Consider the following 14,180-nt stretch of genomic DNA (forward strand, 5'->3'; position numbering starts at 1 on the left):
GGAGCAGTGGACGAGCCAGGAATAGTGATCATCGGTTCGGGCTTCGCCGGGATCGGCATGGCGATCAAGCTCAAGGCCGCCGGCTACCACGACTTCGTCATCCTGGAGAAGGCCGCCGACCTGGGTGGCACCTGGCGCGACAACACCTATCCCGGCTGCGCGTGCGACGTGCCGTCGCCCATGTACTCCTACTCGTTCGACCTCAATCCCGGCTGGTCGCGGATGTTCTCCCCGCAGGAGGAGATCTGGGACTACCTGCGGGCGTGCGGCGAGAAGCATGGCATCACCCCGCATTTCCGGTACGGCAAGCGCGTCGTCGCGCTGAAGTACGACGACCTTGACCGCCGGTGGGCGGTGACCACGGACGACGGCGAGACCCTGCGGACGAATGCCGTGGTGTCGGGCATCGGCGCCCTACACATCCCATCATTCCCCGAAATTTCGGGACGTGAGGTTTTTGCGGGGGCGGCCTTCCACTCCGCCGAGTGGGATCACTCGGTCGATCTGGCCGGCAAGCGCGTCGCGGTCATCGGCACCGGGGCCTCGGCCATCCAGTTCGTGCCGCGGATCGCGGAACGCGCGGCGCGGCTCACCGTGTTCCAGCGCACACCACCCTGGATCCACCCCAAACCGGACTTCGGCTTCTCGCCCTGGGCACAGCGGCTCATGCGGTTGCCGGGCGCCGCCAGGACGGTCCGCAACGCCATCTATTGGCTGCTGGAGACCAGGGCGCTGGGCTTCACCCTCGACCCGAAGCTGATGAAGGCGTCCGAGCAAGCGGCACTCAAGCACCTGGAGAGGCAGATTCCCGACCCGGAGTTGCGTGAGCGGCTGACGCCCGACTACACGATCGGCTGCAAGCGCATCCTGCTGTCCAGCGACTACTATCCGGCGCTGACCCGGCCGAACGTCTCGCTGGTCACCGACGGGATCGCCGAGATCAGGGAGCACTCGATCGTCGACGTCGCCGGGGTCGAGCACGAGGTGGACGTGATCGTCTACGGCACCGGGTTCAAGGTGACCGAGGCGCTCCAGCGGCAGCGCATCGTGGGCCGCGACGGGCTGAAGATCCAGGACGCCTGGCAGGACGGCATCGAGACCTATTACGGCATCTCCACTGCCGGGTTCCCGAACCTGTTCTTCCTGCTCGGCCCGAACACCGGCCTCGGCCACAACTCGGTCGTCTTCATGATCGAGTCGCAGGTCCGCTACGTGATGGACTGCCTGCGGCTGCTCTCCAAGACCCAGGCCAGGGCCATCGACGTCAAGCCGGGACGGCAGCGGGCGTTCAACCGGCGGCTGCGCGAACGGCTCGACCCGCTGGTGTGGAACGCGGGCGGCTGCCGGTCCTGGTATCTGGACGAGCACGGGGTGAACCGGACGCTGTGGCCGGGCTTCACCTTCGAGTACTGGGCGCGTACCCGGAAGATGAAGCCCGGCGCGTACGAACTGATCTACTAGCCGGGTTTCACCACCAGGGCACTGCCGCCGCCCCGCCGGACCGGTTCGGCGACCGCCTGCACCTTGCCCCGGCCCAGGAACTCCAGCGCGGTGGCCGCGCCGATCTCCGTGGTCAGTGCGAGCTTGTGCCCGCGCGCCTCCAACTCGGCCCGGTACTTGTCGAGGAAGGCCTGCTCGGCCAGCGTCTGCTCGGTGTTGCGCTGCGTGGCCCGCGGCGCGGCGACCGCGTCGGGCAGGCTCATGCCCAGCTCGAAGCGGTTGACCAGGATCTGCAGCACGGTCGTGATGATCGTCGAGCCGCCCGGCGAACCGGCCGCCAGCACTGGCCGGCCATGGGCGAAGATCAGCGTCGGCGCCATCGACGAGCGCGGGCGCTTGCCGGGGGCCGGCAGGTTCGGGTCACCGGGGGCGGGGCCGAAGGTGAAGTCCGTGAGCTCGTTGTTGAGCAGCACCCCGCGCCCCGGGACCACGATGCCGTTGCCGCCGGTGGACTCGATCGTCAGGTTGTAGGCGACCACGTTGCCCCACCGGTCGGTGATGGTCATGTGGGTCGTCTCGGGGCCTTCGTCGGTGGTCGCCGTGGCCGTGCCCGCCGGGGTGGCGCACGCCTCATAGCTGCCGTCGGGGTTGCCGGGGGGAGCGGGGTTGGCCATCGCCTTGTCGCCGATCAGGCAGGCGCGTTCCTTGGCGAAGCCGTCGGACAGCAGCTCCTTGAGCGGCACGTTCGGGATGTCGCCGACGTACTTGTTGCGGTCGGCGAAGGCCAGGCGGGAGGCCTCCAGGTATTCGTGCAGGCCGACGCTCGGCAGGGCCTCCAGGATGTTGAGCGCTTCGCCCACGGTCGAGCCACCGGAGGAGGGCGGCGCCATGCCGTACACCTGCATGCCGTTGTAGTCCACGCGCGTGGGGTCGCGCTGGAGCACCCGGTAGGCGCGCAGGTCGGACAGCTCCATCAGGCCCGGCCGTACGTTGCGGGTGGCGCCGGGGGTGACGGGCGGCTGCTTGACCGTGGCGACGATCTCCTTGCCGAGCTGTCCGTCGTACAGCCAGCTGATTCCGCGTTTGCCCAGCTCGCGGTAGGTGGCGGCGAGTTCGGGGTTCTTGAAGACGGAGCCGACGGGCGGCGGGGCGCCGTTCGGGAGGTAGAGCTTGGCGGTGGAGGTGATGTCCTTGAAGCGGGCGAGGTTCGCGGCGGTCTGGTCGTAGAAGGTCTGGTCGACGACGAAGCCCTTGGACGCCACCTCGATGGCGGGCTGGAGCGCCTGCTTCAGCGAGAGCGTGCCGTACTTCCGCAGGGCAACGTCCCACTGCGCGAGCGTGCCGGGGATGCCGGCCGACAGGCCGCTGGTGACGCCCTCGTCGAACGGGATGCCCTCCAGCGTGGTGGCGGTCATGGCCTTCGGGGCGGTCTCGCGGCCGTCCAGCGTGACCACCCTGCGGCTGCGGGCGTCGTAGTAGACCATGAAGCCGCCCCCGGTCAGGCCCGAGGAGTAGGGCTCGGTCACGCCGAGCACGGCGCCGGCGGCGACGGCCGCGTCCATGGCGTTGCCGCCCTGTTTGAGTACGGCGATGGCGGCCTTGCTGGCGTCGAAGTCCACCGTGGCGACCGCACCGCCGTACCCCTCGGCGACGGGGGCCTTCTGCTGCGGTGTGGGAGTGGCCAGTGCTGGGGTGGAGGCCAGCGAGATGAGGATTGCTGCTGCTGCAGGAACGATCACTCGGCGCATGTGTCCACGATGGCCCAGGTACGCCCATCGTGGTAGGGCCCCCTGCGGCGCGAGGATGATGCGCAGGTCAAGCGGGTGGCCTAGCGTTGGGGGGTGCGAAAGAAGCCGGGAAACGACGTCTACGTCGCTTTGGTCGTCGCGGTGATCCAGGTGGTGCTGTCGCAGGGGGCGGCCTGGGGGCAGCGGGATTTCAGGGCGCCGCTGGATTCGCTGGCGTACGTGTTGCTGCTGGTGGGGCCGGCAGCGATCGTGGCCTGCCGTAAATTTCCCGTTCTTTCGACCGCCGTCACGCTTTTGGCGACATATGCGTATGTGGTGGTTGGCTATCCGTATGGGCCGGTTTTTCTGGCGCCGATATACATGCTCGGGTCGCTCGTCCTCAGGGGTCGGCGGCTGGTCGCGTGGATCCTCTCGGGGGTCACGCTCGCCGTTTTCCTGATTTATGCCTCTTTGGGGGGCAACCAGGGGCTTTGGATCTTCCACACGCTGGCGATCACCGCGTTCATCCTGCTGTTCATGGTGATCGCCGAGCTGGTCAGGATCCGCAGTGAGCGGCGTGCCGAGCACCAGCGGGTCGTCGAGGAGGAGTCGAGGCGACAGGCCAGCGAGGAGCGGCTGACGATGGCGCAGGAGCTGCACGACGTACTGGCGCACAACATCTCGCTGATCCACGTCCAGGCGTCCACCGCCCTGCATCTCATGGACGATCAGCCCGAGCAGGCCCGTACCGCCCTGACCACCATCAAGTCCGCCTCCAAGGAGGTTCTCGGCGAGATGCGCTCAGTCCTCAACGTGCTGCGCGAAGGCGCGCCCCGCTCCCCCACGGCCGGGCTCGACCGCCTCGACGAACTCGTGGCACGCTCCGGCCTGGACGTGACGCTCAAACGCGTCGGCTCCCGGCCGCTGCCGCCGCAGCTCGAACGCGCCGCGTACCGGATCATCCAGGAAGCCCTCACGAACGCCGCCCGCCACGCGCCCGGGGCGCGGGTGACGGTCCGGCTCGAGTACGGCACAGGCGCGCTGGGCATCCTGGTCACGGACACCGGCGCGACGAAACCGGCCGTACTGACGGAGGCAGGCAGCGGCAACGGCATCCCCGGCATGCGCGAACGCGCCTCAGCCCTCGGCGGCACCCTGACCGCCGGCCCGGCAGGCAACGGCTTCCAGGTCGAGGCCACACTGCCCCTCCCCGAGGAGACCTCATGATCAAGCTCGTACTGGCCGACGACCAGGCTCTCGTCCGGGCGGGCTTCAAGGCCCTGCTGGATGCCCAGCCTGACATGACGGTGGTCGCGGAGGCCGCCGACGGCGCCGAGGCGGTACGCCTGTCACGCGAGCACGAGCCGGACGTGGTGCTCATGGACATCCGCATGCCCGGCACCGACGGCCTGGCCGCCACCCGCCAGATGCCACCGGGCCCGCGCGTCATCATCCTGACAACGTTCGAGCTGGACGAGTACGTCTTCGAGGCCCTGCGCGGCGGCGCCAGCGGCTTCCTCGTCAAGGACACGGAACCGGCGGAGCTCATCCAGGCGGTCCGTGTGGTCGCGGCCGGCGAAGCCCTCCTGTCCCCCAGCGTCACCCGCCGCCTGATCGCCGAGTACGCCACCCGCGCCAAGGAACCCTCGGCCACCAACCACCACCTGGACCAACTGACGGACCGCGAACGCGAAGTCCTGTCACTGGTAGGCACCGGCAAGACGAACGACGAGATAGCCGCGGACCTCTTCATGTCCCCCGCCACGGCGAAGACGCACGTCAGCCGAGCCATGATGAAACTCCACGCCCGCGACCGCGCCCAACTCGTCGTCATCGCCTACGAATCCGGCCTGGTGAAACCCGGCTGGCTATAGACAAGCACGGCCTTCGCCTGGTCGGCGCTTCGCACAATGGGGCTCAGACTGTGTTCAGTGGGGGGTGCCGTGATCCCCGATCGACATGCTCATCCGCCATCTGGAGCACATCACCGTCACCGGCCCACTGACATGGTTCCGACTGGCCGGACCCGAGCGGCAATGCGATGGCAGAATGTGACCATGCGGCCACCCCGAGCGAGATCTTTCAACACCGCCGGCCCCTGCGACCCGCGACGCCATTACATGCTATCCCCCACGCCACGGCTTCCCGGGGCACGGGTACTCATCGAGATGGATCGCTATTTCGTGCTGCACGCGCCCCGGCAGACCGGGAAGACGACCACGCTGCGCACGCTGGCCTCCGAGCTGACCGCAGAGGGCGATATCGCCGCTCTGATGTTCTCCTGCGAGCGTGCCAAGGCGGCCGGTGACGACTTCGCCCGCGCGGAATCACTTCTGCTGGACTCCCTCCGCGCGGCTGCCAAGCGGTCGGGCTGGCCCGACGCGCTCTTGCCGCCGGACCCATGGCCGCGAGTCACACCGGGAAGCCGGTTCGTTGAGGCGCTGAGCGAGTGGTGCCGCCACTGCCCGCACCGGGTGGTGCTGTTCATGGATGAAATCGACGCCCTGCAGGGCAACAGCCTGGTCAGCATCCTCAGCCAACTGCGCGACGGCCAGAAGGCTATCCGTTCCCCGTCTCCGTGGTGCTGTGCGGGTTGCGCGATCTGCGTGACTACAAGGTCGCCTCGGGCGGCGATCCCGGCCAGTCCAACCCGGCCAGCCCGTTCAACATCATCACCAAGTCACTGCGCCTGGACGATTTCACCGCCGACCAGATCGACGAGCTGTACGGCCAGCACACGCAGGCGACCGGCCAGGAATTCACCAAAGACGCGGTGGACCGGGCCTTCGAGCTGACACAGGGACAACCCTGGCTGGTCAACGCCCTCGCCCATGAGATCACCATTGAGATGGAGGTGAACGGCACCATCACCACCGCCCAAGTGGACGAGGCCAAGGAGCGCTTGATCCGGGCGCGTGCCACTCACCTGGACGCCCTGGTCGCCCGGCTGCACGAGCCTCGGGTCAAGCGGGTGATCGAACCGATCGTGGCGGGCATGTCGCCGGGGATGGACGACGCCTACGACGACACCTTCGACGACGACGCCTCCTACGTCTACGATCTGGGCCTCATCCGTGACACCACGAATTTGGAGATCGCCAACCCCATCTATCGAGAAGTTCTGCTCCGGGTTCTGGGCAATCGCACGGAGCGGCTGGTGCGCGCCGACCCGCACAGTTTCGTCATGCCGGACGGCCGTTTCGACCTGCCACGGCTGCTGGAGGAGTTCGTCGTGTTCTGGCGCGAACACGGCGAAGTCCTCATCCAGCAGGAGGGCTACCACGAGGCCGCCTGCCAGATCATCCTCATGGCCTTCCTGCACCGCCTCGTCAACGGCGGAGGCCAACTCGACCGGGAGTACGCCGCCGGCACCAAGCGCCTGGACGTACTGGTCCGCTGGCCCTACACCGGCCCCGAAGGCGAGCGGCAGGTGCAACGGGAAGCCATGGAGCTGAAAGTCTGGCGAGCCAGCGAAAACGACCCTAAGCCCGACGGCCTCGCACAGCTCGACCGATACCTGGACCGGCTCACCCTCACCACCGGCGTACTAGTGATCTTCGACCGGCGCCCCGAAGCCCCACCCTGGAAAGAACGAGGCGGATTCGAGCAGGCGACCACACCGTCCGGCCGCCAGGTCACCCTTCTGCGGGTTTGATGGGTGCAGCCGTTTCTCAGGCCGCCTGGTCATCGCCCAGGCCATGACCAGGCGATCAGTAGAACAGCTCCCAATCCCCGGTGTCCGTCGAACGCGCCCGCAGCATGCCGAAATTGTTACCCGTGTATTCCACCTCGGCGCTCATATAACGCTGGGCACCCACCGAATAGATGGTGCCAGACGTTCCGTCATAGCAGACTCTGAACCTTGTCGACGTCGTGCTCGGTGGAGGTGCGACGCCGACGGTGGCGCTCGTGTTCAGGGTGTCTTTCAGCTGATGATGGGCGAGGCGATGACGACGGTGACGTCGGCCGCCTCAGGGCCGGTGCGGTAGATGTGCGGGGCGTCTCCCGCGAAGGCGAGCAGGTCACCGGAGCGCAGCTCGGTGGGGGCGTCTGCGGGTCCGGCGGCGAGGTGGCCGGAGGAGACGAGCAGGTGCTCGATGGTGCCGGTCGCGTGCGGCACGCCGTCCAGCTGCGTGCCGGGGGGCATGCGCAGCCGCCAGATCTCCAGGCTGTTGCCGCTGCTGATACGGCGCAGCAGCTCGCGTCCCACTTCGCCGGCGGCCAGGTCGGTGCCCGGTACGTACACCGGTCCCGGGTCGGTGTCGCGGGCCAGGAGGTCGGTCAGCGGGACGCGCAGGGCGATCGCGAGCGCGTCGAGGGTCTCGATGGCGGACCGCTTCAGCGCGGCCCCGCGGCCGCGCCCCCGAGCCGGGCGGCCACCTCCTGGGCCCGGCGCAGGTCGTACGGTGCAGACAGGCGTTCGGCCGCCCGTACCGCCTGCCCGGCCGCCTTCGCCGCCGCCCGCCGCTCGCCCGCGGCGGCCAGGACGAGCGCGCGGGCCCAGCCGATGCGGGCGGCGGCTCCCGGATGGCGAGCCTGGTACTCGGCGAGGTGCCGGTGGAGCCTCCGGGCCGTCGCGGGGTCCGGGTCCGGGGACATGTGGCAGAGCAGCTCGGCCAGCCCCGACCAGCACTCCAGCATGCCGCGCTGGGCCTTCGGCAGGCGGGCGGCCAGATCCAGCGCCCGGGCCAGCGCCTCCCGCGGGTCGTCCGCCATCAGACGGACCGCGAGAACCTCTCGCCGACCATCTGCCATCAAACAAGCCGCGATCAGGCGAGCCGAGGCTGTGAGCAGGCGCAACTCCTGGATCACCGGCATGACCGCGCCGTCCCGCAGGCCGAGGCGCTGCTCGTGGGCGCGGCGGCGTTCGGTCGAGGCGCGAGCCGCCGCCAGCACCTCGGCGACCCGATCGAGCCTGGTCCCCTCGATCCGCAGCAGAGCCTCGGCCTGGCCCGTCAGGCACCAGTGGCGGCCGATGTCGCCGCCGACCCGGCTCGCCGCCTGTTCCGCTGTGGCGGCGTACAGGTTCACGGCCTGCTCGAAGTCGCCCCGCCAGAGGGCCGTCTCCGCGAGCATGCCCGCGCAGTTCTCGGCCACCCGGGGGTCCAATGTCCTGGCCCGGCACTCGGCGAACGACCCCCGGGCCGCTTCGAACTCTCCCGCCGAGAGCTGGTCCAGGCCCCGGGCCAGGCGGGCGCGGCTCGCGGGCTCCGTGGGATGCGCGATGCCGGTCAGCGCCCTGTCGGCGAGCGCGCCGTAGCGATGGGCCAGGTGGTGGCGACCGGCGACGCGGGCGATGGTGGCGAAGTTCGCGTACGCCTCCGCGCGCAGGTCCGGGGCGGAGGTACGGTCGGCGGCGTTGAGCTGGCGCAACGAGACCGCCAGCATCGTAGGCACGTCCTGCTGGTGGTAGGCCAGCCGGGCCAGGAACGTCAATGCCTGCGCCACCTCGGCGTCCCGCTCCGACCGGGGCACCGGCAGGACCCGATGGAGGACCTGGCGCGCGGCGGCCGTCAGGGTGGCGGCGACCAGGCCGGGCCGGGAGGCCGGCAGCGGCCTACCCACCGTGTCGAGCGCCGCCCTGACCAGCCGGTACGCCTCCCGCTCCCGGGCAAGCTGATGCTCGCTCACGCACGCCATCCGCAACCATCGCGCCCGCAGGCGGGGAGCCTCGGGCGTACGGGCCAGATGCAGCCGTACGACGGCCCCCGACTCCTCGTACAGCCGCAGCCGCAGGCACAACACCCAATAGTTGTCCAGGAACCCAGGCTCCCCGGACACCGCCCAGGCCAGCCGGATGTTGTCCATCTCCGCCCCCAGCACGCGGGTCACCTCCGCGTCCGAGGCATCCTGCAGGGCGGCGGCGTGCCGGTCGAGCAGGCGCGAGAAGTACGCGGCGTGCCGCTCCCGCGCCGCCCGCCGCTCGCCCGGCGACAAGTGCGCGGCAGCGAGCTGCTGGATGAGCGGGTGGATGACGTACCGTCCGGCGGGGGTGAGCTCGATCATGCTCTGGTCGACCAGCCGGACCAGCACGTGCGGCCCGGTCCTGGCCACCTCCAGCGCCGCGGGCAGGGTGCAGCCGCCGCCGAACACCGCCAGCGCCGCCAGCGCCTTCTGCCCGGCCGGGTCGAGGAGCCGCCAGGAGGTCTCGAACACCGTACGCATGCAGGCGTGCCGCGACCGGGCCGCCGGTCCCGCGGCCGACAGCAGGCCGGGGTCCACGCCGAGGTGGCGGCCCAGCTCGGCGGGCGGCACGGCCCGCAGCAGCCCGGCCGCCAGCTCGATGGCCAGCGGCAGACCGCCGGTGGCGGCGCAGATCGCGGCTACGGCGGCGGCGTCCCGGTCGGCGTCGAACGCCGGTTGCGCCCGCGTCGCCCTGGCCGCGAACAGGGCCTCGGCCACCGGTCCCGGCAGGCCCGCCACCTCGTACGTCACCTGACCGGGCAGGTCGAGCCGCCGCCTGCTCGTCGCCAGGACCCGCACGCCGGGGGCCGTACGCAGGACGCTCCCGATGACCGCGTCGAAGGCGGGCAGATGCTCGAGGTTGTCCAGCACCAGGAGGACCTCCTGCCGGGCCAGCGCCGCCAGGAGCAGGTCCAGGGCGGGGCGCTGCGGCGTGAGGTCCACGCCGAGGCGGCGGGCGAGCGTGGTGACGGCCGCCTCCGGGCGTACCCCGGCGAAGGAGACGAAACGGGCCGAGTCCGAAGCGGCGGCGATGGCCAGGCGGGTCTTGCCGACGCCGCCCGGGCCCAGCAGGGTGACCAGGCGTTCGGCGGCCAGCAGTGTACGCAGCCGCCCCAGCTCCACCTCCCGGCCGTACAGCTCCGTGCTGGGCACCGGCAGGGGCGCGCGCCGGACGGCCGTCCGCTGGGTGAGCAGGCGCCGCCTGGCCGCGGCGGTCTCCGGCGCGGGCTCGACACCCAGTTCGTCGGCCAGCCGCAGCCGCAGGTCGTCGTAGCAGGCCAGGGCCGCCGCCCGGTTGCCCGCCGCGGCCAGGGCCGCCATCAACAGGCGGTGCGCCTCCTCGTCGTACGGGTCCAGCCCGGCCACCAGGCGTGCCAGCCGTACGAGATCGGCCGGAGGCGCGGAGCCGGAGCGCAGCAGCAGCTCGCGCAGCCGCAGCCGGGCCCGCCCGCGCTCCGACTCCAGCCACCCGCCGAAGGCCGGGGCGTCGCAGAACCACACCCCGTCCATGAAGTCGCCCCGCCACAACCGCAATGCCTCTGCCACGGTCGCCGTCTCGGCCAGGCGTCCGTGGTCCACGTAGCAGCCGCCGGGGCGGAACCGTACGTGGTCGCGGGTGATGTCCAGCCACCCGCCCACCTCCTTGCGCAGCTCCGACAGCGCCAGGCGCAGACTGCCGCGGGCGTTGGCGTCCGGCCGCTCGCCCCACAGCAGCCCGGCCAGCTCGGCGCGCGGGCGCGGGCCCGGTGTGGTGGCGAGGTAGCAGAGCAGGGCGCGGGTCTTGGCGGAGCGGATGCCCACCGGCCGCGCTCCGACGGCCAGCTCAGGCGGGCCCAGCAACAGCAGGGTCAGCGAGTCTCCCATAGCTGCAGCACGGTAGGCGCGTCTCCGCCGCGCGACTACGGAAAAAGGCGTGCACGGAACGTGCTCTACGCCACTGACCAGCGCTCTAACGATGTGCTCACGCTGCCTGCCGCACTCTGATGCCGCGTTTCACCACGAGACGCGATCCTCTCCAAAGGAGAAGCAGTATGCGCTCTCAGAAGCTGATCCCCGCGCTCGCCCTGGCCGTGGGACTGACCGTCCCGGCAGTGGTGGCCGCGGCCCCGACCGCCGGCGCGACCACCTCGGCCGCGAACTGCTCGGTCGCGTTCTACGACCTCGACGCGTCCGCCGTGGACGAGGTCGACGGCAAGGACGAGCTCAGGCTCGAGGTCGGATCGAGACTGTTCCCCAGCAGCTGGGTCAACATGAACGCCGGCAGCGACGCCGACCCGGTGGACTTCGACTACGCGAGCGTCAACCTCAGCAGCAGCTCGTCGTTGGCCTTCAACCTGCGCGAGGTCCAGCCGCCGATCGTCAAGTCCGGTTTCAACCTCGGCACGTACATCGTGTACGGCTCCACCTGCGCCGGGCTCTCCACCGGCCAGTCCGTCATCGTCGGGGGCATCATCTCCGGCACCCATGACAGCTACTACGAATACAACCTCAGGTTCAGAGTGACCGGGCTGTAACCCGCCCGAACGTGAAGGCCCTGCCGTGGTCCCGAGGCAGGGCCTTCACCTTCGGATAGCGGGTCGCTCCGTCACCGTCCAAGATGGGCCAAGAGAACGTCAGCACGCCCGCATCGCGGCGCGGGTCTGCGCGGTGGGACATCGGCGGGGCGGGCAAGGGCCGGGCGGCGACGGCGCGCAGGCCGTCCAGGGCCAGGGCGCGGTGCCGCCGCCAGGCTCCGGGCGCCACCGCGTACATGGCCTTGACGGTCGCCGCCACGCCCCAGAGCACGAAGGCCAGGTCGGCGAGTGTGATGTCGCTCCGCAGGCCCCCGGATCGCTGGGCGCGTTCGAGGATCTCGCGCATCAGGCCGTACCCGCGATCTCCGTCCACCGCCGCTCCCCGTGCGGCGAGGTCGTTGTAGCCGAGGTCGGCGGCCTGCAGCTCGCACACGCCGGTCAGGAACGCGACGAACCCGTCGCAGGCGTCGTCCATCGCCAGCGCCTGCTCGGCCAGCTCGGCCACGGCCGCCCTTCGATCCTCGAAGACCGCCTCCACCAGGGCACCCCGCGTGGGGAAGCGGTTGTAGAGCGTCCCGATGCTGACCTCGGCCGCTGCCTCGTACGGGTGACATCGGCGGTATTCGCCCAGCCAGTCGCCAAAGCCTGGCCGCCGATCACCGCGCTCATCGACCAGCCGCCGACCTCGCCGGTCACGACCTGGAAGAAGGGCAAGCCCATCGATCTTGCCGTCGACCGGAACGAGGCGCGGCGTTTGGCGGAAACCATCCGCATCCTGGCCCCTTAAGGGAACCGCGCGGCCCTCTCCGGCATGCCAATGACCAACCGCAGCCGGTCCGACGAATCTTCGCGAGCCACCGAATCCACCATGGTCACCCGCCGACCGAACTGGTCGGGGCCCCGCCGGTACTCTTGCCCGCGACCCGGGCCACCCAGGCCGTCACCCCCAGCACCACCGCCGCCAACACCCCCAGCACCGCCGCGTTCGCCAGCTGCCCGGCTCCCGGAAGCCCTCCCACGTATACGCCCGCCATCGGCAGCAGCACCACCAGAGCACGGCGGCCGACCGGCGACCGCAGCGCCATCACGGCGGCCACCATCGCCACCGCCCACATGAACGGGTAACCCCACCGGGGTGAGATCGCTGCACCGACCACCGAACCGCCGAATACCATCCCCATCCACGCCGGCAGCCGCCGGCTCCCCAGCGAGCCGGGTCCGGGCGACGGCGCGAGGAGCAACATCACCCCGCACAAACTCGGAGGCAGCACCGACATCGCCAGCCCACCGAAATCGACAGGAACGCCGCCGACCAGAATCACCCCATCGGTCACCACGTACGTGGACGACCAGGTCAGATCACGCTGCACGACGATCCAGGCGATCACCAGTGCGTATGCCCACGCGCAAGCGGCAGCCGCACCGCCTCTCCCACGCCAGGCCAACCACACCACGACCCCGTACGGCAGGGCGTACGAGACCAGCTTCAGGAGTTGCCAGAGCTCGTCCGCCACGAGCGGCCCCGGCCACGCCAGCGCCCCGTACAGGACGGCCCGGGCGAGGGCCGTCAGAAGGAGCGCGACGGGCGCGATGAGCGCGGCCACGTTGACCGCCTCTCGCCAGTGGGGACCCGCACCGCGCTGTACTCGGATGGTCAGCCCGCCACGTACCAGGTCGAACGTGTCCCGCACCCCGGGCCGTTGCCGGCCGGGCTCCGCGCTCGCCACCAGCACCGCGATCATCTCCTCCTCGTGCAGTGCCCGGTGCTCCGCCGGATACCACCGGGCGAGCAGTCGCCGATAGCGCTGTTCCAGGAACGTCACTGTGCCCTCCCCAGCTCGCCGAACACCGCCGGCAGCCCGCTGAACACCGACCCCAACTCCCCGAGCCCCTGCCGCACGCCCCTGGCGCGCAGCCGAGCCGTAGCCGTGTCCGCGTTGTGCCGCAGTTGCTCGGCCTCCGCTGCCAGCCGAAGCTCACCGTCCGGTGTCAGCCGGTAGTAGCGTCGGGCCCGCCCGTCCACGACCTCCTCCTGATCGGCCGCCACCAGCCCTTCCGTCTGGAGCCGGTCGAGGGCGGCGTACAGGGTGCCGGCCCGAAGCCGCACCCGCTCGCCGGAAATCCGCACAACGTCGGTGATGATGCCGTATCCGTGCTGCGGCCCCGCCGCGAGCGCGGTCAAGATGAGGAACGTCGGTTCCTGCATAGCCCTGAAGCTCATGCCAACGATATATACCGATGATCAGATCAAGGCGCAACCCGCATCCGCGGCGGGCACGTCGGCGCGGGAGGACAGAATTGCCCTCATGATGGCGACGAGTGTGACGCTGCGGGTGCTGGCGCTGCTACATCAAGTGGGGTGCCAGGTGTGGGTGGCCGGTGGATGGGGCGTCGACGCCCTGGTCGGCAAGGTCACCCGTGAGCACCACGACCTTGACCTGTTGCACCGTGTCGAGCAGGAGCCGCTGCTGATCGACACGCTGGCGACCGCCGGGTTCGCCGAGCAGCCCGATGCCCAGCCGGGCCGGCCTGTTCGTTTCGTCATGAAGGACCGCCATGGTCACGAGCTGGACCTTCATCCGCTGCGGTTCGACCTGGACGGCTCCGCTGTCCAGCAAGCCAACGACCATGGAGGCGTCTTCGTCTATCCCGCGGACGCCTTCACCACCGGCATGATCGAGAACGTCCGGGTGGGCTGCCTCTCGGCCGCCCAGCAGGTCGCCTTCCATCAGGGATACCAGCCCCGCGACCGTGATCTCCATGACATGGCCCGGCTGCGCGAGGCATTCGGTATCGCCACCCACTTCTAGGACCC

Annotated in this window: 13 protein-coding genes and 1 pseudogene; 8 read left to right on the forward strand and 6 right to left on the reverse strand. The window is 70.2% G+C overall.

Annotated features, from left to right (window positions below; genetic code table 11):
• Positions 1-6: 6 nt before the first annotated feature.
• On the forward strand, positions 7-1,461 hold the full coding sequence (locus AB0J16_RS35090) for an NAD(P)/FAD-dependent oxidoreductase (RefSeq protein WP_358547553.1): 1,455 nt from the start codon (positions 7-9) through the stop codon (positions 1,459-1,461).
• Here AB0J16_RS35090 and ggt read toward each other — a convergent pair.
• A complete protein-coding gene (gene ggt, locus AB0J16_RS35095) occupies positions 1,458-3,188 on the reverse strand; it encodes a gamma-glutamyltransferase (protein ID WP_358547556.1) in 1,731 nt (576 codons plus the stop codon). The genes AB0J16_RS35090 and ggt overlap by 4 nt on opposite strands.
• A 93-nt stretch (positions 3,189-3,281) precedes the next feature.
• On the opposite strand from ggt, the gene AB0J16_RS35100 reads away from it, so the two are divergent.
• The 4 genes and pseudogenes from AB0J16_RS35100 (at position 3,282) to AB0J16_RS35115 (ending at position 6,822) form a co-directional block, all read left to right on the forward strand.
• Positions 3,282-4,394, forward strand: a complete 1,113-nt coding sequence (locus AB0J16_RS35100; RefSeq protein WP_358547560.1) for a sensor histidine kinase — start codon at positions 3,282-3,284, stop codon at positions 4,392-4,394.
• On the forward strand, positions 4,391-5,041 hold the full coding sequence (locus AB0J16_RS35105) for a response regulator transcription factor (RefSeq protein WP_357647582.1): 651 nt from the start codon (positions 4,391-4,393) through the stop codon (positions 5,039-5,041). Before AB0J16_RS35100 ends, AB0J16_RS35105 begins: the two co-directional genes overlap by 4 nt.
• Positions 5,042-5,335: 294 nt before the next feature.
• Positions 5,336-5,746, forward strand: a pseudogene (locus AB0J16_RS35110) (ATP-binding protein); the annotation flags it as partial.
• Positions 5,747-5,760: 14 nt separating this feature from the next.
• Entirely contained in the window at positions 5,761-6,822 is a 1,062-nt protein-coding gene (locus AB0J16_RS35115; protein ID WP_358547562.1) for a hypothetical protein, read from the forward strand.
• Positions 6,823-7,092: 270 nt separating this feature from the next.
• On the opposite strand, the gene AB0J16_RS35120 is transcribed toward AB0J16_RS35115, so the two are convergent.
• Positions 7,093-7,413, reverse strand: a complete 321-nt coding sequence (locus AB0J16_RS35120) for a cupin domain-containing protein (RefSeq protein WP_358547565.1) — start codon at positions 7,411-7,413, stop codon at positions 7,093-7,095.
• A gap of 92 nt (positions 7,414-7,505) precedes the next feature.
• Positions 7,506-10,715, reverse strand: a complete 3,210-nt coding sequence (locus AB0J16_RS35125; protein ID WP_358547568.1) for a BTAD domain-containing putative transcriptional regulator — start codon at positions 10,713-10,715, stop codon at positions 7,506-7,508.
• A 167-nt stretch (positions 10,716-10,882) separates the two neighbouring features.
• Between AB0J16_RS35125 and AB0J16_RS35130 the strand changes: the two genes are divergently transcribed.
• Positions 10,883-11,365 carry a hypothetical protein gene (locus AB0J16_RS35130; protein ID WP_358547571.1) on the forward strand — a complete coding sequence of 161 codons (483 nt, stop codon included), beginning with the start codon at positions 10,883-10,885 and terminating at the stop codon, positions 11,363-11,365.
• Here the strand turns inward: AB0J16_RS35130 and AB0J16_RS35135 are convergent.
• A complete protein-coding gene (locus tag AB0J16_RS35135) occupies positions 11,346-11,903 on the reverse strand; it encodes a hypothetical protein (protein WP_358547574.1) in 558 nt (185 codons plus the stop codon). The genes AB0J16_RS35130 and AB0J16_RS35135 overlap by 20 nt on opposite strands.
• Before the next feature lie 69 nt (positions 11,904-11,972).
• Between AB0J16_RS35135 and AB0J16_RS35140 the strand changes: the two genes are divergently transcribed.
• Positions 11,973-12,152 (forward strand): hypothetical protein, encoded by a 180-nt coding sequence (locus AB0J16_RS35140; RefSeq protein WP_358547577.1) that lies wholly within the window; start codon positions 11,973-11,975, stop codon positions 12,150-12,152.
• 85 nt (positions 12,153-12,237) lie between these two features.
• On the opposite strand, the gene AB0J16_RS35145 is transcribed toward AB0J16_RS35140, so the two are convergent.
• Both AB0J16_RS35145 and AB0J16_RS35150 read right to left on the reverse strand, forming a co-directional pair.
• Positions 12,238-13,188: a hypothetical protein gene (locus AB0J16_RS35145; RefSeq protein WP_358547579.1), complete on the reverse strand. Its 951-nt coding sequence runs from the start codon at positions 13,186-13,188 to the stop codon at positions 12,238-12,240.
• Positions 13,185-13,586, reverse strand: a complete 402-nt coding sequence (locus AB0J16_RS35150) for a helix-turn-helix transcriptional regulator (protein WP_358547582.1) — start codon at positions 13,584-13,586, stop codon at positions 13,185-13,187. Before AB0J16_RS35150 ends, AB0J16_RS35145 begins: the two co-directional genes overlap by 4 nt.
• An 85-nt stretch (positions 13,587-13,671) precedes the next feature.
• Between AB0J16_RS35150 and AB0J16_RS35155 the strand changes: the two genes are divergently transcribed.
• Positions 13,672-14,175 carry a hypothetical protein gene (locus AB0J16_RS35155; RefSeq protein WP_358547585.1) on the forward strand — a complete coding sequence of 168 codons (504 nt, stop codon included), beginning with the start codon at positions 13,672-13,674 and terminating at the stop codon, positions 14,173-14,175.
• The last annotated feature ends 5 nt before the right edge of the window (positions 14,176-14,180 follow it).

It is taken from the genome of Nonomuraea sp. NPDC049750, assembly GCF_040659625.1.
Classification (GTDB): domain Bacteria; phylum Actinomycetota; class Actinomycetes; order Streptosporangiales; family Streptosporangiaceae; genus Nonomuraea.

Excerpts from the sequence above, each read along its gene's own strand:
- ggt (WP_358547556.1), bottom strand. The coding sequence starts at position 3,188 with ATGCGCCGAGTGATCGTTCCTGCAGCAGCAGCAATCCTCATCTCGCTG.
- AB0J16_RS35125 (WP_358547568.1), bottom strand. The coding sequence starts at position 10,715 with ATGGGAGACTCGCTGACCCTGCTGTTGCTGGGCCCGCCTGAGCTGGCC.
- AB0J16_RS35150 (WP_358547582.1), bottom strand. The coding sequence starts at position 13,586 with ATGAGCTTCAGGGCTATGCAGGAACCGACGTTCCTCATCTTGACCGCG.
- AB0J16_RS35155 (WP_358547585.1), top strand. The coding sequence starts at position 13,672 with ATGATGGCGACGAGTGTGACGCTGCGGGTGCTGGCGCTGCTACATCAA.
- AB0J16_RS35130 (WP_358547571.1), top strand. The coding sequence starts at position 10,883 with ATGCGCTCTCAGAAGCTGATCCCCGCGCTCGCCCTGGCCGTGGGACTG.
- AB0J16_RS35105 (WP_357647582.1), top strand. The coding sequence starts at position 4,391 with ATGATCAAGCTCGTACTGGCCGACGACCAGGCTCTCGTCCGGGCGGGC.